General features: G+C 70.1%; 15 protein-coding genes. 10 read left to right on the top strand and 5 right to left on the bottom strand.

Features of this window, described 5'->3' with window-relative positions:
* Window positions 1–104 precede the first annotated feature (104 nt).
* The 6 genes from dnaK to RCR19_RS17660 all read left to right on the top strand — a co-directional run bounded on the left by dnaK (window position 105) and on the right by RCR19_RS17660 (window position 7,850).
* Window positions 105–1,952 (top strand): molecular chaperone DnaK, encoded by a 1,848-nt coding sequence (gene dnaK / locus RCR19_RS17685; RefSeq protein WP_331266025.1) that lies wholly within the window; start codon window positions 105–107, stop codon window positions 1,950–1,952.
* Window positions 1,949–2,608, top strand: coding sequence for a nucleotide exchange factor GrpE (grpE, locus tag RCR19_RS17680; protein ID WP_331266024.1), 660 nt, complete (start codon window positions 1,949–1,951; stop codon window positions 2,606–2,608). Before dnaK ends, grpE begins: the two co-directional genes overlap by 4 nt.
* 72 nt (window positions 2,609–2,680) lie before the next feature.
* Window positions 2,681–3,850 (top strand): molecular chaperone DnaJ, encoded by a 1,170-nt coding sequence (dnaJ, locus tag RCR19_RS17675; protein WP_331266023.1) that lies wholly within the window; start codon window positions 2,681–2,683, stop codon window positions 3,848–3,850.
* A gap of 4 nt (window positions 3,851–3,854) precedes the next feature.
* Complete coding sequence (locus tag RCR19_RS17670; protein WP_059133518.1) at window positions 3,855–4,307, top strand: helix-turn-helix domain-containing protein; 453 nt, start codon at window positions 3,855–3,857, stop codon at window positions 4,305–4,307.
* Window positions 4,308–5,052: 745 nt separating this feature from the next.
* Window positions 5,053–6,165, top strand: a complete 1,113-nt coding sequence (locus tag RCR19_RS17665) for a substrate-binding domain-containing protein (protein ID WP_331266022.1) — start codon at window positions 5,053–5,055, stop codon at window positions 6,163–6,165.
* A 647-nt stretch (window positions 6,166–6,812) separates the two neighbouring features.
* Entirely contained in the window at window positions 6,813–7,850 is a 1,038-nt protein-coding gene (locus RCR19_RS17660; protein WP_331266021.1) for a helix-turn-helix transcriptional regulator, read from the top strand.
* A gap of 247 nt (window positions 7,851–8,097) precedes the next feature.
* On the opposite strand, the gene RCR19_RS17655 is transcribed toward RCR19_RS17660, so the two are convergent.
* Window positions 8,098–9,084 carry a helix-turn-helix transcriptional regulator gene (locus RCR19_RS17655; protein ID WP_331266020.1) on the bottom strand — a complete coding sequence of 329 codons (987 nt, stop codon included), beginning with the start codon at window positions 9,082–9,084 and terminating at the stop codon, window positions 8,098–8,100.
* 154 nt (window positions 9,085–9,238) lie between these two features.
* Between RCR19_RS17655 and RCR19_RS17650 the strand changes: the two genes are divergently transcribed.
* Window positions 9,239–9,589: a hypothetical protein gene (locus RCR19_RS17650; protein ID WP_331266019.1), complete on the top strand. Its 351-nt coding sequence runs from the start codon at window positions 9,239–9,241 to the stop codon at window positions 9,587–9,589.
* Window positions 9,586–9,918: a hypothetical protein gene (locus RCR19_RS17645; protein ID WP_331266018.1), complete on the top strand. Its 333-nt coding sequence runs from the start codon at window positions 9,586–9,588 to the stop codon at window positions 9,916–9,918. The genes RCR19_RS17650 and RCR19_RS17645 overlap by 4 nt, the downstream gene beginning before the upstream one ends.
* A 134-nt stretch (window positions 9,919–10,052) precedes the next feature.
* Here RCR19_RS17645 and RCR19_RS17640 read toward each other — a convergent pair whose 3' ends face one another.
* A complete protein-coding gene (locus tag RCR19_RS17640; RefSeq protein WP_331266017.1) occupies window positions 10,053–10,466 on the bottom strand; it encodes a TIGR03618 family F420-dependent PPOX class oxidoreductase in 414 nt (137 codons plus the stop codon).
* A gap of 133 nt (window positions 10,467–10,599) precedes the next feature.
* On the opposite strand from RCR19_RS17640, the gene clpB reads away from it, so the two are divergent.
* Entirely contained in the window at window positions 10,600–13,197 is a 2,598-nt protein-coding gene (gene clpB / locus RCR19_RS17635) for an ATP-dependent chaperone ClpB (protein WP_331266016.1), read from the top strand.
* 86 nt (window positions 13,198–13,283) lie between these two features.
* On the opposite strand, the gene RCR19_RS17630 is transcribed toward clpB, so the two are convergent.
* Window positions 13,284–13,430 (bottom strand): hypothetical protein, encoded by a 147-nt coding sequence (locus RCR19_RS17630; protein ID WP_331266015.1) that lies wholly within the window; start codon window positions 13,428–13,430, stop codon window positions 13,284–13,286.
* Between the two features lie 508 nt (window positions 13,431–13,938).
* On the opposite strand from RCR19_RS17630, the gene RCR19_RS17625 reads away from it, so the two are divergent.
* Window positions 13,939–14,463 carry a YbjN domain-containing protein gene (locus RCR19_RS17625; protein WP_331266014.1) on the top strand — a complete coding sequence of 175 codons (525 nt, stop codon included), beginning with the start codon at window positions 13,939–13,941 and terminating at the stop codon, window positions 14,461–14,463.
* A 6-nt stretch (window positions 14,464–14,469) separates the two neighbouring features.
* Here RCR19_RS17625 and RCR19_RS17620 read toward each other — a convergent pair whose 3' ends face one another.
* Window positions 14,470–15,618, bottom strand: a complete 1,149-nt coding sequence (locus RCR19_RS17620; RefSeq protein WP_331269471.1) for a mannosyltransferase family protein — start codon at window positions 15,616–15,618, stop codon at window positions 14,470–14,472.
* A 180-nt stretch (window positions 15,619–15,798) separates the two neighbouring features.
* Entirely contained in the window at window positions 15,799–16,998 is a 1,200-nt protein-coding gene (locus tag RCR19_RS17615; RefSeq protein WP_331266013.1) for a pyridoxal phosphate-dependent aminotransferase, read from the bottom strand.
* Window positions 16,999–17,289: the final 291 nt, after the last annotated feature.

The raw sequence follows: 17,289 nt of genomic DNA, 5'->3' as shown, positions 1-17,289 counted from the left end.
GCGTCGGACAAAAGTTGAGCCTGCCTGACTCAGGTCTGTTGACGCCGCCGGTTCCCTCATGCATCCTTGAGCCTGTTCCACTCAAGTCAGCTGGAGGAATCGAAATGGCACGTGCGGTCGGCATCGACCTGGGCACGACTAACTCCGTCGTCAGCGTTCTGGAGGGCGGCGAGCCCACCGTCATCACCAACGCCGAGGGTGCCAGGACCACGCCGTCCGTCGTCGCCTTCGCCAAGAACGGTGAGGTGCTCGTCGGCGAGGTGGCCAAGCGGCAGGCGGTCACCAACGTGGACCGGACCATCCGTTCCGTGAAGCGTCACATGGGCACCGACTGGAAGATCCAGCTGGACGGCAAGGACTTCAACCCGCAGCAGATCTCCGCGTTCATCCTGCAGAAGCTGAAGCGGGACGCCGAGGCGTACCTCGGCGAGAAGGTGACCGACGCGGTCATCACCGTCCCCGCCTACTTCAACGACTCCGAGCGGCAGGCCACGAAGGAGGCCGGCGAGATCGCCGGTCTGAACGTGCTCCGTATCGTCAACGAGCCGACCGCGGCCGCCCTCGCCTACGGTCTCGACAAGGACGACCAGACCATTCTCGTCTTCGACCTCGGCGGCGGCACCTTCGACGTGTCCCTGCTGGAGATCGGCGACGGCGTCGTCGAGGTGAAGGCCACCAACGGTGACAACCACCTCGGTGGTGACGACTGGGACCAGCGCGTCGTCGACTACCTGGTCAAGCAGTTCCAGTCCGGTCACGGCGTGGACCTGTCCAGGGACAAGATGGCCCTGCAGCGTCTGCGCGAGGCCGCCGAGAAGGCGAAGATCGAGCTGTCCTCGTCCACCGAGACGTCGATCAACCTGCCCTACATCACCGCGTCCGCCGAGGGCCCGCTGCACCTGGACGAGAAGCTCACCCGGGCGCAGTTCCAGCAGCTCACGATCGACCTGCTCGAGCGCTGCAAGACGCCGTTCCACAACGTCATCAAGGACGCCGGCATCTCGATCAACGAGATCGACCACGTCGTCCTGGTGGGTGGCTCGACCCGTATGCCCGCCGTCGCCGAGCTCGTCAAGGAGCTGACCGGCGGCAAGGAGGCCAACAAGGGCGTGAACCCGGACGAGGTCGTCGCCATCGGCGCCTCGCTCCAGGCCGGTGTCCTCAAGGGTGAGGTCAAGGACGTCCTGCTCCTCGACGTGACCCCGCTGTCCCTCGGTATCGAGACCAAGGGCGGCATCATGACCAAGCTGATCGAGCGCAACACCACGATCCCGACCAAGCGGTCCGAGATCTTCACCACGGCCGAGGACAACCAGCCGTCCGTGCAGATCCAGGTCTACCAGGGCGAGCGTGAGATCGCGGCGTACAACAAGAAGCTCGGCATGTTCGAGCTGACCGGTCTGCCGCCGGCGCCGCGCGGTGTCCCGCAGATCGAGGTGTCCTTCGACATCGACGCCAACGGCATCATGCACGTCACGGCGAAGGACCTCGGCACCGGCAAGGAGCAGAAGATGACCGTCACCGGCGGCTCCTCGCTCCCGAAGGACGAGGTCGACCGGATGCGCCAGGAGGCCGAGCAGTACGCGGAGGAGGACCACCGCCGCCGCGAGGCCGCCGAGACCCGCAACCAGGGCGAGCAGCTCGTCTACCAGACCGAAAAGTTCCTCAAGGACAACGAGGACAAGGTCCCCGGCGAGATCAAGACCGAGGTCGAGGCCGCCGTCGCCGAGCTGAAGGAGACGCTCAAGGGCGAGGACACCGCCGAGATCCGTACCGCCACGGAGAAGGTCGCGGCCGTCTCGCAGAAGCTCGGCCAGGCCATGTACGCCGACGCCCAGGCCGCTCAGGCCGCGGGCGGTGCCGGTGACGCCGGTGCCGGCCAGGCGAAGGCCGACGACGACGTCGTCGACGCCGAGATCGTCGACGAGGACCGTAAGGACGGTGCCGCGTGACGGAGGAGACTCCGGGCTTCGAGGAGAAGCCCGACGTCCCCTCCGGCGCCACCCCAGACGACGCCGAGCCGCAGGCCGCCTCCCCCTCTTCGGAGGAGGCGGCGGCCCCGGCAGGGGACGCAACCGCACAGACCGCAGGTCTGGTGGCCCAGCTGGACCAGGTGCGCACAGCGCTCCACGAGCGCACCCTGGACCTCCAGCGCCTCCAGGCCGAGTACCAGAACTACCGCCGCCGCGTGGAGCGCGACCGGATCACGGTCAAGGAGATCGCCATCGCGAACCTCCTGACCGAGCTTCTGCCGGTGCTCGACGACATCGGCCGCGCGCGTGACCACGGCGAGCTCGTCGGCGGGTTCAAGTCCGTCGCCGAGTCCCTGGAGACGGTCGCGGCGAAGATGGGTCTGCAGCAGTTCGGCAAGGAGGGCGAGCCCTTCGACCCGACGATCCACGAGGCCCTGATGCACTCGTACGCGCCGGACGTCACCGAGACGACGTGCGTGGCGATTCTGCAGCCCGGGTATCGCTTCGGCGAGCGCACCATCCGCCCCGCGCGGGTGGCCGTGGCCGAGCCGCAGCCGGGGGCGCAGACGGTCAAGGCCGAGGAGACGAGCGAGGCGGGCGACGACAAGGAGAGCGGTGGCCCGGACGAGGGCTGACGTGATCGACAGGGGTGTCCGCACCGGGCTCCCCTCGGAAAACAACGCCGAACGGAAGGAGGGGCGTCGGGGATGAGTACCAAGGACTTCATCGAGAAGGACTACTACAAGGTCCTCGGCGTCCCCAAGGACGCCACCGAGGCCGAGATCAAGAAGGCGTACCGGAAGCTCGCCCGCGAGTTCCACCCGGACGCCAACAAGGGCAACGTCAAGGCGGAGGAACGTTTCAAGGAGATCTCCGAGGCGAACGACATCCTCGGCGACCCCAAGAAGCGCAAGGAGTACGACGAGGCGCGCGCCCTCTTCGGCAACGGTGGCTTCCGTCCCGGTCCCGGGGCGGGAGGATCGTTCAACTTCGACCTGGGCGACCTCTTCGGCGGTCAGGGCGGCAGTGCCGGGGGGAACTTCGGCGGCGGCATCGGTGACGTCTTCGGGGGCCTGTTCAACCGCGGCGGCGGCGCGGGTACGCGCACGCAGCCGAGGCGCGGCCAGGACATCGAGTCCGAGGTCACGCTCAGCTTCATGGAGGCGGTGGACGGCGCGACCGTTCCACTGCGCATGTCCTCGCAGGCGCCGTGCAAGGCCTGCTCGGGCACCGGCGACAAGAACGGCACGCCGCGGGTGTGCCCGACCTGCGTCGGCACCGGCCAGGTGGCGCGGGGCTCCGGCGGCGGATTCTCGCTGACGGATCCCTGCCCGGACTGCAAGGGCCGCGGACTCATCGCCGAGCACCCCTGCATGGAGTGCAAGGGCAGCGGCCGGGCCAAGTCGTCCCGGACGATGCAGGTACGCATCCCGGCGGGCGTCACGGACGGGCAGCGCATCCGGCTGCGCGGCAAGGGCGGCCCCGGCGAGCGGGGCGGCCCGGCCGGCGATCTGTATGTCGTCGTGCACGTGGACGCGCATCCCGTCTTCGGCCGCAAGGACGACAACCTGACGGTGACCGTGCCCGTGACGTTCACGGAGGCGGCGCTCGGCGGCGACATCCGGGTTCCCACCCTCGGCGGGCCCGCGGTCACGCTGAAGCTGCCCCCGGGCACGCCCAACGGACGCACCATGCGCGCCCGTGGCAAGGGCGCGGTCCGCAAGGACGGCACTCGTGGGGACCTGCTGGTCACCGTCGAGGTGAGTGTTCCGAAGGACCTGTCGGGGAAGGCTCGTGACGCCCTGGAGGCGTATCGCGAGGCGACCGCGGGCGAGGACCCGCGGGCGGAGCTGTTCCAGGCGGCGAAGGGAGCATGAGGAGATGGACGGCCGTCGACGCAACCCGTACGAACTGACCGAGGAGACCCCGGTCTACGTCATCTCGGTGGCGGCCCAGCTCTCCGGCCTGCACCCGCAGACGCTGCGCCAGTACGACCGTCTGGGGCTCGTCTCCCCGGACCGCACGGCCGGCCGGGGCAGGCGCTACTCGGCTCGCGACATCGAACTGCTCCGTCAGGTGCAGCAGTTGTCGCAGGACGAGGGCATCAACCTCGCCGGCATCAAGCGGATCATCGAGCTGGAGAACCAGGTCGCCGCGCTCCAGTCCCGGGTCGCGGAGCTTCAGGCCGCGCTCGACGGCGCAGCGGCGACGATGCGGCAGCGCGAGGCCGCGGTGCACGCCTCGTACCGCCGTGACCTGGTGCCGTACCAGGAAGTGCAGCAGACCAGCGCGCTGGTCGTGTGGCGGCCCAAGCGGCAGCAGCAGTCCGACTGACATCACGCCGAAGGGGCGGCACCGGAGACGTCTCCGGTGCCGCCCCTTCGCGCGTTGCCGGAGCCAGGAGTCGGTAGGGCCGGTCGTCGACGGCGCGGTCGCAGTCGGTCCTTCTCGGTGTGCCGGACAGGCTCGTGTGCGCGAAGAACCGCCGTTTGAGGACCGGGGAAGCATCGGAGGTCGCGGCGGCGGTGCTTTGCGTCCGGTGCCCGTCTCGTCGTTCCCGAGGACTCGAAACGGATTCCCCGGTGCCCCAGTTGTGCTCGATCGCCGATGGTGCGGCGTCTCTACCGATGTGCCCGGTAATGGAGAGTTCGTGGAGAACTCCCGCTCGACGAGGGAAGATGTGCGGGTCATCGTGCGGAACCGGCTCGTCGGCGGTGCGGTTCGCGGTGGCCGGCTCTCCGGAGAAGAAGCGATCGCCCGGTGGCACGTGACGTAGATCACGTTTTGGTCGATCGATGAACGTCTTTAACTTTTAAGGAAGTTGATGGGCCGTCGGTTTCCCGATCCACGCAGGTCGGAGCTCAAAACTCCACCCCGCGAAGGTTCGGCAACGGCTCGCGCACTACACTTTCTTTGGTTTCACGTGACTTCCACACGAGGGCTGTTGCCATCTCGTTAACCGGTACTCCTTGACGCTGCATACCGTCGCCGCGTTGGCTTTCAGCCACCTGGGTCGCAATGCTGCTCCCTCGCCCGGAAGGCACCTGATGTGAACGCTCGTACCACCCGTAGGACCGCTGTGCGTCGTACCGCCATGGCCCTGGCCGCCTCGGTGTCGGCCGTCTCGCTCGCCGCCTGCGGCGTCATCGACGGAGTCGGCGGCGGCAGCAGCTCCTCGACCCCGAAGAAGGGCAACGACATCACGGTGGGTCTCCTTCTGCCCGAGACCGACAATCCGCGGTACGAACAGTTCGACCGTCCCATCATCGAGCGGCAGGTGAAGTCCCTCACCCACGACCAGGGCAAGGTCGTCTCCGCGAACGCCGGCGCCGACGCGGCCAAGCAGAGCCAGCAGCTCGAGCAGATGATCGCCGACAAGGTGGACGTGCTCCTGGTGGACGCCGTGGACGCCAAGGCCATCGAGCCCGGTGTGCAGAAGGCGAAGGACGCGGGTATCCCGGTCATCGCCTACGACCGACTCGCGCAGGGCCCGATCGACGCGTACATCTCCTTCGACAACGAACTGGTCGGCCAGGTGCAGGGCCGCGCGCTCGTCGAGAAGCTCGGCTCCAAGGCCTCCAGCAGCACGATCGTCATGATGAACGGTTCGCCCACCGACCCGAACGCCGCGCAGTTCAAGACGGGTGCGCTGAGCGAGCTCCAGGACAAGGTGAAGATCCCTAAGGCGGGGGAGTTCGACACCAAGGACTGGAAGCCGGAGAACGCCAAGGCCAACATGGACAAGGCGATCCAGGCCATCGGGCTCGGCAACATCGCCGGTGTCTACTCCGCGAACGACGGCATGGCAGGCGCCGTCATCGAAGCGCTGAAGGACGCCGGCGTCACCAAGATGCCGCCGGTGACCGGGCAGGACGCGGCGCTGGACGCGGTGCAGCGGATCATCTCGGGCGAGCAGTACATGAGTGTGTACAAGTCCTACCCTGAAGAGGCGAACAACGCCGCGGAGATGGCGGTCGCCAAGGTCCAGGGGCGCTCCATCGAGTTCGACGCGCTGACCCGCGACAAGGTCGACAGCCCGACGACGAAGAACATCCCGTCGATGCTGGTGCCGGTGGTCGCGCTCACCACGGACAACATCAAGGACACGGTGATCCAGGACGGCATCTACACCGTGAAGCAGATCTGCACCGACAAGTACAAGGCGGCCTGCGCGGCGGTCGGTCTGCACTGACCCTCCGGGCGGGCGGGTGTCACCGCCCGCCCGTCCGAGGCGTTCCCACACCTGAACTCCACCGCCGCACACGGCGGTCCCCCCGGCACCCTGCCCTCCACCTCCCCCGTGCGGTGGCCTCGTGGAGTTCGCGGCCGTCCGCCGCGCACTTCCCCTCCCGCCCTTGGGCGCGCCGGTCGTGACCCGGATCGGGTCATCCGGGGGAGCGCGCACCGAGGTTCGTCCGGTCGATCGGCCCCGGCGGCGGCGCAGCGGCGCCGCGCCCGCGCCCCCGGACGAACCCGTATCCGTACGGCCGCCGTTGCGCGACGGATCGGACATGTCCGCCATCACCCGAGGTCAAGTGCCCTACGTCGTGGACCGGTCGCTCCGGCGTGCCCGGAAGCGGCCACCGCAGTGCGAGACGGGCCGACCTGTCGACCGTCAGCTTGGTGCAGCGGAAGTTCCGGAGGTGGGGAGGATATGGCGGATTCCGGGGCATTCACGGGCGTTGAGGCGCAGGAACTTGTTGCGGAGGCGGGCGGTGCCGCGCATAGTTGCGCTGCGAAGGCGTGCGGGACGCGGCACGGACGGTGAGCGCCGGGACGTCGCTGGTGAGCCGCATCGCTCAGGACGCTGGGGCCAGGAGTCGGAGCCAGGGGTGGAAGATGGCCGGGCACGGGACGGACGCGCATCCACACGGCGCTGACCGACTCTGCGAAGCGGGGAACCGCGTGTACTCCCGGGCCGTTCGCCGGGGCCGGGTGTCGCGCGCCGACGCCGGGCCGGTGCCGTGCCTGCTGGAACTCGCGCTGCTGCATCCCGACCCCGACGACATGGACTGGCTGGTGCCGACCTCCCCGCAGGAGGTCATGACCCGGCTGCTGCGCAGCGTGCACGAGGAGGTCAGCGCGAGCCAGGCGCGGGTCGGGACGGCGGTGGCCGCGGTCGAGTGGTACGCCGGGCTCGGCGGCCGCGAGCAGGGGTCCGGGGAGGGCGTTGCCATCCGCGTGCTGGACGGGCTGCCGCGGATCAGGGCGGCCATGGACGAGGCGACGGAGCAGTGCACGGCCGAGGTGCTGACTGTCCAGCCGGGCGGCATCCGGCGGGAGGACGAGCTCTCCGAGGGACTGCACCGGGCCCTGGAGATGCGCCGCCGGGGTGTGCGCATGCGCGACCTGTACACGCATGTCGCCCGGCACGGACAGGGCCTGCGCAACTACATGGAGATGATGGGCGACGCGGCCGAGGCGCGCACCCTCGACGAGGTGCCCGAGCGGTTGATCCTCTTCGACCGCACGGTCGCCTTCATCCCCGCGAACACGGACCGCACGATCGCCCTGGAGCTGCGGCACCCGGCGGTGATCGACTATCTGGTGACCGCCTTCGAGCGCTTCTGGCGGCTGGCGATCCCGCTGACCTCGCCGCTCCCGGACACGGGTATCGACGGCATCACCCACCGGGAACGGTCGATCGCCGCACTGCTCGCGGAGGGACACCAGGACGCGGTGGTCGCCGAGCGCCTCGGCATCAGTGTCCGCACGTGCCGTGCGCACATCGCCCGGCTCTCGGAGACCCTGGGCGCGGCCAGCCGTACACAGCTCGGGGTCCGCATCGCCCAGGTGGGCCTGGACGGCCCCACTCTCGCGGCCGAACTGCTGCCGGTCACGGCACCCGGCGCCCGGGAGCCCTCGGGCGACCTGTGAGCCGTCCGGGCCGCGCCCGGCTTCCCCTGCCGGTGGTGTCCTCGGCGGTGGGGGGTTCCGCGCTCAGGGCGGAACCCGTGTCCCCGTACCCCCGGCAGAGGTGCTGGACGGCCGTGGAAGCGGCTCAGGGCGGCCCAGGACGGCCCAGGACGGGCTGTGGGGGGTCCTGGGCCGGGGACGGGCCGGTCCGCCGCCACAGCCGCTCTGCGGCGCGCTCAGCGGGCCGGCTCCCCCGCGCCCGGAGGTTTCAGTCGCCCTGCTCCAGGATCCCCGACTGCGCTATCAGGTAGCCGAGCTGGGCCCGGCTGCCGCTGCCCAGGGTGGCCGCGATCTTCGCTATGTGCGCCCGGCAGGTGCGCACGTTCATGCCCAGGCGGCGGGCGATCGCCTCGTCCACATGGCCCTCGATGAGGAGTTTGGCGATCGAGCGCTGCACTCCGGTGATGCCGTTGGGGTCAACGGCGTTGGGCACTTCCTCGGTCAGCGGGACCGCCCGTTCCCACAGCCGTTCGAAGACCATGGCGAGGTACCGCACAAGGCCGGGGTGGCGCAGTTCCAGCGCCACGCTCCGGTCCTCGCTCGCCGGGATGAAGGCGACGGTCCGGTCGAAGATGATGAGCCGCTCGATCAGCTCCTGGAGCGTACGGACCTGGATCTTGCCGTCGGAGATCCGGTCCACGTAGGCGAGGGTGCTCTGGCTGTGCCGCGCCGTGTGCTGGTAGAGCGTGCGGATGCTGACCCCGCGGTCGGCGAGGGGCCGGTCGCGCTCCAGGGCCTCCATGAGGGTGTCGGCGGGACGGCCGCCTCCCGGCTGTACGGTCATCATCTCGCTGCGGCACTCCGCAGTGGCCGAGTTGAGTGCCCCGTTGATCCGGTCGAATCCCTCGAGCACCGTGATCGAATGGAGGCTCGCCTGCGGGCTCTGCGTGCTGATCGTGATGAACGGGTCGAAGGACTCGGTCAGCTCGATCGTCTGGCGCCGCCGGTCCTGTATCTCGCGTTCCAGCGGGTGCAACCGTTGGGCGAGCGCGACGGACGGGGGAACCGGCCGCAGCCAGTTGGCGTCGTCCGGATCGGGGTGGAGCAGGGCGAACTCCAGGAGACACGGAGCCGGCTCCACCTCGGAACGTGTGATCCTTCCGGACCGGAGCGCGTTGGCATAAAGCCGTGCTCCGTCGTCGCACAACTCGGTGACGCCGTGGGGATGTGTCGGCTTTGAGTTGTTCGTGGTCATTTCTCCACCCCCCAGGGTCATGAACGTGCAGGAACATGATGCATCGCCCCTGTGGCATTGACGTGCCTGAATGAGCCATCGTCTTGTGCTGCGGGGGAGAGGATTCCATCAAGTGAGGACGAAGCCGACTATGCGACCGAGATTGCTTGGTTCAGTGCTTGCAGCCGTCTTCTCCGCCGCAGCGGTTCTCGGTGTTCAGAGCGGCTCGGTTCCTGATCCCGGGCAGACCTCGTCGGTGGTCCGGTCGGACAGTGGCTGGAACGCCGTCCAGGCCGACAGTGGCTGGAACGCCATCCGGGCGGACAGCGGCTGGAACGTCGCCCCCTTCGACAGTGGCTGGAACGCGATTCAGGCGGACAGCGGCTGGAACGCCGTACAGGCCGACAGCGGCTGGAATGTACTCCCCGCCGACAGTGGCTGGAACGCGATCCAGGCGGACAGCGGCTGGAACGTCGCCCCGGCCGACAGCGGCTGGAACGATCTCCCCGCGGACGCAGACGCATGACGATCCCTCCCGACGACCGCTCGTTCCGGCGCGAGATGGCCACCGCCTATCGCTCGGGATGGCACTTCATCGACCTGGCGACCGCCATTCCCCACAGTGGCGACTCGCTGATGGTGACCGTCTTCGGGCAGCCGGTCGTCGTGACGCGGGACGAGGACGAGGACGTGCGGGCCTACCGGCTTCTGCGGCGGCCTCGGGGGGCGCCGCAGCCCGTGCGGTGCGCCATACGGTACGGAATGATCTTTGTGAATCTCGACCGGCGTGACCACCGGCTGACCGAACCGGGCAGTCCGGAAGTACAGACCATTGCCACCCCCCGCAGTGCCTGACGCGATTCCCCCGTCGTAACAGATCGCTCAGGTACTTCCCCCCGCAGCGGCGTCACCGTGACCTGAACACGGTGACGCCGCTGCAGTTTGTGGGGACATCTCCGGCTATCGCCCGGAGCGCACAGTGGCTGGAATCAGCCCCGTCCCATCGCCCGGGTGAGGGCGATCTCGATCACCACCCGTGACGGGTTGGGTGCCGGCACCCGCCCGTAGCGCTCGGCGTAGCGCCGCTCGGCCTCCGCGACCCGCTCCGGGTCGGCCGACACCCGTGCGCGGCCCTCCAGCGTCGCCCAGCGCCGGCCGTCCACCTGGCAGACCGCGACCCGGGCGCCGTCCGGGCCCGCGTTCGCCACGTGCCCGACCTTCGCCCCGGACTTGTTCGCGATCACCCGGGCCAGCCGCGCCTCGGGGTCGTATGTCACGCCTACCGGGACGACGTGCGGGCTGCCGTCCGGACGCAGGGTGGTCAGCGTGCACAGGTGCCGCTCCCGCCAGAACCTGAGGTACGGGTCGTCGGGCGAGCCCGGGTCTACGGAATAGGTGGCCATGGGTGCGGAACTTAGCCGGTGTCTCTCCCGAACGACGCCTTGAGTGGAATAGACTCAACTTTGTGCACGTTGCTCGGGTCAGAATGGAAGGGCAACGTCTGAGCGCGGCCGACGCAAGGAGGAGAAGGCGAACGTGGACGCCGAGCTGACCAACAGGAGCCGGGACGCGATCAACGCGGCCAGCAACAGGGCCGTGTCGGAGGGTCACCCGGACCTCACCCCCGCCCACCTGCTCCTCGCGCTGCTCGAGGGGCAGGAGAACGAGAACATCATCGACCTGCTGGCCGCCGTCGACGCGGACCAGGCCTCGGTGCGGGCCGGTGTCGAACGTGTGCTCGCCGGTCTGCCCAGCGTGACCGGGTCGACCGTCGCGCCGCCCCAGCCCAACCGGGAGCTGCTCGCGGTGATCGCCGAAGCGACCCGGCGAGCCAAGGATCTCGGGGACGAGTACCTGTCGACCGAGCATCTGCTCATGGGTATCGCCGCGAAGGGCGGCGCCGCCGGCGAGGTGCTCTCCCGCCAGGGGGCGGACGCCGGGAAGCTGCTGGACGCGTTCCAGAAGACCAGGGGAGGACGCCGGGTGACGACCCCGGATCCCGAGGGCCAGTACAAGGCGCTCGAGAAGTTCGGTACCGACTTCACCGCCGCCGCGCGCGACGGCAAGCTGGACCCGGTGATCGGCCGGGACCAGGAGATCCGGCGCGTGGTGCAGGTGCTGTCCCGCCGTACGAAGAACAACCCGGTGCTCATCGGCGAGCCCGGCGTCGGTAAGACCGCAGTCGTGGAGGGGCTCGCCCAGCGCATCGTGAAGGGCGACGTGCCCGAGTCGCTGAAGGACAAGCGGCTGGTCGCGCTCGACCTGGGTGCCATGGTCGCGGGCGCGAAGTACCGCGGTGAGTTCGAGGAGCGCCTGAAGACGGTGCTCGCGGAGATCAAGAACTCCGACGGGCAGATCATCACCTTCATCGACGAGCTGCACACCGTCGTGGGCGCGGGCGCCGGCGGCGACTCCGCCATGGACGCGGGCAACATGCTCAAGCCGATGCTGGCCCGTGGCGAACTGCGCATGGTGGGCGCCACCACGCTCGACGAGTACCGCGAGCGGATCGAGAAGGACCCGGCGCTGGAGCGGCGCTTCCAGCAGGTGCTGGTCGCCGAGCCGACCGTCGAGGACACCATCGCGATCCTGCGCGGACTCAAGGGCCGTTACGAGGCCCATCACAAGGTGCAGATCGCGGACAGCGCGCTGGTCGCCGCCGCGACCCTCTCCGACCGGTACATCACCTCCCGTTTCCTGCCGGACAAGGCGATCGACCTGGTCGACGAGTCGGCCTCGCGACTGCGTATGGAGATCGACTCCTCCCCGGTCGAGATCGACGAGCTCCAGCGCGCCGTGGACCGGCTGCGCATGGAGGAACTCGCGCTGAGCAAGGAGACCGACCAGGCATCCAAGGAGCGGCTGGACAAGCTGCGCCGCGACCTCGCCGACAAGGAGGAGGAGCTGCGGGGCCTGACCGCCCGCTGGGAGAAGGAGAAGCAGTCCCTCAACCGGGTCGGCGAGCTGAAGGAGAAGCTCGACGAGCTGCGCGGGCTGGCCGAACGCGCCCAGCGCGACGGCGACTTCGACTCCGCTTCGAAGCTGCTGTACGGCGAGATCCCGGCCGTCGAGAAGGAGATGGAGGCCGCCTCCGAGGCCGAGGAGGAGGCCGCCAAGGGCACGATGGTCAAGGACGAGGTCGGCCCCGACGACATCGCGGACGTGGTCGGCTCCTGGACCGGAATCCCCGCCGGCCGCCTCCTGGAGGGCGAGACGCAGAAGCTGCTGCGTATGGAGGACGAGATCGGCAGGCGGCTCATCGGCCAGGGCGAGGCCGTGCGCGCTGTGTCGGACGCCGTGCGCCGCAGCCGGGCCGGCATCGCCGACCCGGACCGCCCGACCGGCTCGTTCCTCTTCCTCGGCCCCACCGGTGTCGGCAAGACCGAACTGGCCAAGGCGCTCGCCGACTTCCTCTTCGACGACGAGCGGGCGATGGTCCGCATCGACATGTCGGAGTACGGCGAGAAGCACAGCGTCGCCCGGCTGGTCGGCGCCCCGCCCGGCTATATCGGCTACGAGGAGGGCGGCCAGCTGACGGAGGCGGTCCGCCGCCGCCCGTACAGCGTCGTGCTGCTCGACGAGGTGGAGAAGGCCCACCCCGAGGTGTTCGACATCCTCCTGCAGGTGCTGGACGACGGACGGCTCACGGACGGGCAGGGCCGCACGGTCGACTTCCGCAACACGATCCTCGTGCTGACCTCGAACCTGGGCAGCCAGTTCCTGGTCGACCCGATGACGAGTGAGGAGGAGAAGCGGGAGCAGGTGCTGGAGGTGGTCCGCGCCTCCTTCAAGCCGGAGTTCCTCAACCGGCTCGACGACCTGGTGGTCTTCTCGGCGCTGTCGAAGGACGAGCTGAGCCGTATCGCCCAGCTCCAGATCGACCGCCTCGCCAAGCGGCTGGCCGAGCGGCGACTGACCCTTCGGATCACGCCCGAGGCGCTGGCCTGGCTCGCGGACGAGGGCAACGACCCGGCCTACGGTGCCCGCCCGCTGCGGCGCCTCATCCAGACCGCCATCGGCGACCGCCTGGCCAAGGAGATCCTGTCCGGCGAGGTCAAGGACGGGGACACGGTCCGGGTGGACCGCTTCGGCGACGGGCTGATCGTCGGGCCCGCGACGGGCAAGACGCTGTAGTCCCGGACCCCCGCCGCCGTACGGCCCCCTCCTCACCGGGGGAGGGGGCCGATTCCGTTTCGGTCACGTCCGGTGCCGGAGGCCGCTCAGTACGTGAACGCGGAGAACCGCACTCGCGCGGTGCCCGCGTGTTCGTGCACCACCTCCACGCTCACCGCGTCGGCGCCGGTCGGCCCGCCGTCCCGGGGGCCGACCTGGAGATCGATCGAGACAGAGATCCGCGCTCTGTGCACAGCCCGTCGCGTGCGGCGGTGGAGCCTGCGGACAGGCCGGCCAGTCGCGGACATCGGCCCCCGGCATCCGGAAAGCCGCGTGGTACTCGAGGGTCTGCCGGCTCTGCCGCTCCGTGCACGGCCCCGCGAACTCACCCGTCTCCGGCAGCGCCGCCCGGCCGAGCCGCAGGACCCCGGCGCAGGGGACCTCGTGTGTCTTCTCCCCGGATCCGCCACCGGGCCGGAACCGGTCCACGGCCATGGCGGCGGAGCCGGCCGGAGCCAGTACCGGCAGGGCCACGACGGCCGCGACCAGCCGCCACCCGGTGCCTCCCGGCGGTTGCTGCGGCCCGTCCAGCGGTGCCCTCTTCCCCGGCGGCGTGACCGTCAGGAAACCCCACCCCCGTGCCGTGCTTCCCATGAACGGGCCGGATCATGTCAGCCACGGGCGGACACACCCCGTCCGGGGTTGCCACCCCCCTCCCCGCATGGGGGAGGATGGCGGAATCCGTACGAAGGGAAGAACACGGTGAGCATCGACCCGTCCTCGATTCCGAACTTCGGGGGCCAGCCCGAGCCGCAGCCGCCGGCGGGCCCCGTGGTTCCGGATCAGGACCTCGTGAAGCAGCTCCTGGACCAGATGGAGCTCAAGCACCTCGTCGACGAAGAGGGAGACCTCGTCGCGCCGTGGGAGCAGTTCCGTACGTACTTCATGTTCCGCGGCGAAGGCGACCAGGAGGTCTTCTCGGTGCGGACGTTCTACGACCGGCCGCACAAGATCGACGAGAAGCCGCAGCTGCTGGAGTCCATCGACGACTGGAACCGGCGGACGCTGTGGCCCAAGGTGTACAGCCACACGCACGACGACGGCACCGTCCGCCTCATCGGTGAGGCGCAGATGCTGATCGGCACGGGCGTCAGCCTGGAGCACTTCGTCTCGTCGACCGTCAGCTGGGTGCGGGCCGCCATCGAGTTCGACCGGTGGCTCGTCGAGCAGCTCGGCCTCGCGGAGGACGTCGACGACTCGGAGAAGCCCGAGGAAGACGGAGAGTAGACCCGGCTAGAGGGGCGACCGGGCCAGCACCACGAGATACGCCCCATAGACGAACGAGAACCCGGCCAGGGCGCTCGCCACCACGGCGGCGTGCCAGGGCCGGGCTCTCGCGGTTCGTGCCAGCGCCTGCGCCACCACGATCAGCAGGGGGAACGCCGGCAGCAGGAAGCGCGGCTTGGACTCGAAGAACCCCGAGCCGCCGAGCGCGACCGCGAGCAGAAGGCCGCTGTAGACGACGAGCGGCAGTGGGGCGCGGTCGGCCAGGAGCAGGGCGAAGAGCACCGTGCCGACCGCCACGATCACCAGGGCCATCGGAAAGTGCAGCCGGGTGCCGTGCAGCATCATCCGCTCGGCGAACTGCAGCGAGCCCACCCCGAAGTCGAAGCGCGACCCCCACAGCCGCTGCACGGTGAAATAGCCGCCGAGCGGGTCCCCCCTGCGCCGGCCCACCCACAGCACATATCCTCCCCAGCCGAGCGGGGCCAGTGCCGCACCCGTCCACAGCCTGTGGGGAACCCCTCGCCCGCGCATCCGCCAGACCTCCTGCACGGCCGCCGCCAGGACCGCCGCGGCCACCGCGAAGCCGTTGGGCCGCGACAGGCCCGCGAGCGCGGCCAGAGTGCCGGCCCACACCCAGCGACGGGTCAGGACCGCGTACAGCGACCAGGCGGCGAACGCGGTCAGCACGGGCTCCGTGTATCCCATCGACAGCACGATGGAGTGCGGGAGCAGCCCCCACAGGACGACGAGCACGGTGGCCACGGACGGCCCGTGCAGCAGGCGGCCGACCTGGTGGATGCCCAGCGCGGCGACCGCCGCGGCCGTCCAGGACACGAGCAGGCCCGCCGCCATGCCGTCCAGCGGGGTGAGCATGCCGATGCCGCGGATCAGGGCCGGGTACAGCGGGAAGAACGCCAGATCGTTGTGGATGCCGGTGCCGCTGCGGCTGTGCAGCGTGTGTCCGTAGCCGTGCGAGGCGATCCGCAGATACCAGACGGAGTCCCAGGACCGTCCGAGCAGGAACAGGGGCCGGCGGTCCGAGGGGCGGGCGACCACGGCGAGCACAAGACAGCCGCACAGACGGGCGGCGACGAAGAGCCCCAGGGCGGCGGCGGCCGAGGTCGGCAGCCGCCGCCCACGCCCGACCGGACGGATACGGACGCGGTCGGCGGGGACCGCTTCGGCGGCGGCCGGGGCGGTGCTGGCTTGGGTCACACCCGCACCATGCTGTGATCACGGCTGATTTGCGAACCTTGCGCGCGTGAGAGGCGGGGAATTCCCACGCCTAGGCGTGCGCCGCCGGACACCCGGCCGCCATGGGGCCGGCCTGCGACCTCAGCCCGCCAGTGCCTTGAGTCGTTGGACGGCCTCCTCCAGGACCTCCGCGCGCTTGCAGAAGGCGAAGCGGACGAACGGGGCGCCGGCCTCGCGGTGGTCGTAGAAGACCGCGTTGGGGATGGCGACGACGCCCGCACGCTCGGGCAGGGCGCGGCAGAAGGCGAAGCCGTCGGTCTCGCCGAGGGGCCGGATGTCGGTGGTGACGAAGTACGTGCCGGCGGGCCGGAACACCTCGAAGCCCGCCTGCGCCAGGCCGGAGGCGAGCAGATCCCGCTTGGCCTGCATGTCCGCCCGGAATGCGGCGAAGTACGTGTCCGGGAGGGCGAGCGCCTCGGCGACGGCGTACTGGAACGGCCCGGACGCCACATAGGTCAGGAACTGCTTGGCCGAGCGCACCGCCGTGACGAGGCCGGGCGCCGCCGTCACCCAGCCGACCTTCCACCCGGTGAACGAGAAGGTCTTCCCCGCCGAGCCGATGGTGACCGTGCGCTCGCGCATGCCCGGGAAGGACGCCAGGGGCAGGTGCTCGGCGTCGTCGAAGACCAGGTGCTCGTACACCTCGTCCGTGACCACGAGCAGGTCGCGCTCGACGGCGAGGTCGGCGATCGCCCGCAGCTCCTCGCGGGTGAGCACGGTTCCGGTGGGGTTGTGCGGGGTGTTGACGAGCAGCAGCCGGGTGCGGTCGGTGACGGCGTCGCGCAACTCGTCCAGGTCCAGCCGGAAGCGGGCGGTGTCCTCGTGGTGCGGCCGCAGCGTGACGGGTACGCGTCGGCCGCCCGCCATCGCGATGCAGGCGGCGTACGAGTCGTAGTAGGGCTCGAGCGCGATCACCTCGTCGCCGGGTTCGAGGAGGGCCAGCAGGCTCGCGGCGATCGCCTCGGTGGCGCCCGCGGTGACCAGCACCTCGGTGTCGGGGTCGTACGACAGGCCGTACCGCCGCCGGTGGTGCGCGGCGACCGCGGTGCGCAGCTCGGGGATGCCGGGGCCCGGCGGGTACTGGTTGCCGCGACCCTCACGCAGCGCCCGCACCGCGGCCTCGCGGATCTCCTCGGGCCCGTCCGTGTCGGGGAAACCCTGCCCGAGGTTGATGGACCCCGTGCTCATCGCGAGGGCGGACATCTCGGCGAAGATCGTCGTCCCGAACTCGGCGAGCCGGCGGTTGAGGAGAGGGCGTGCGCTGGAGGTCATGGCCGCCATCCTGCGCCGAAGCTCCGGGACTCCTCAAGCTGCCCGCAAGGACGTTCAGCCGTGCCGGCGCCCGGAGCACCGCCTGCGAGCAGCGGAGGAGGCGTCCGCACCCGTCGGCGTCCGTGTTGTGGGGCGCCCTCGGACGGCCCACCGCCGGCCGGCCGGGCACGAGCGGCGGCGGGGGCGTACGCCGAGCGGGACGGCACACGGCGTGACGGGCATGGCCGACCGCGGACGGCGGCGCCCGGCGCTGCCGGGATATCCGCTTGTCGGGGTCGAGAGCACCGCTCTATGGTCCCG

The organism is Streptomyces sp. WAC07094 (assembly GCF_036320405.1).
GTDB classification, from domain to species: Bacteria; Actinomycetota; Actinomycetes; order Streptomycetales; family Streptomycetaceae; genus Streptomyces; species Streptomyces lannensis.
This window is presented reverse-complemented; position numbering and strand designations above follow the sequence as displayed.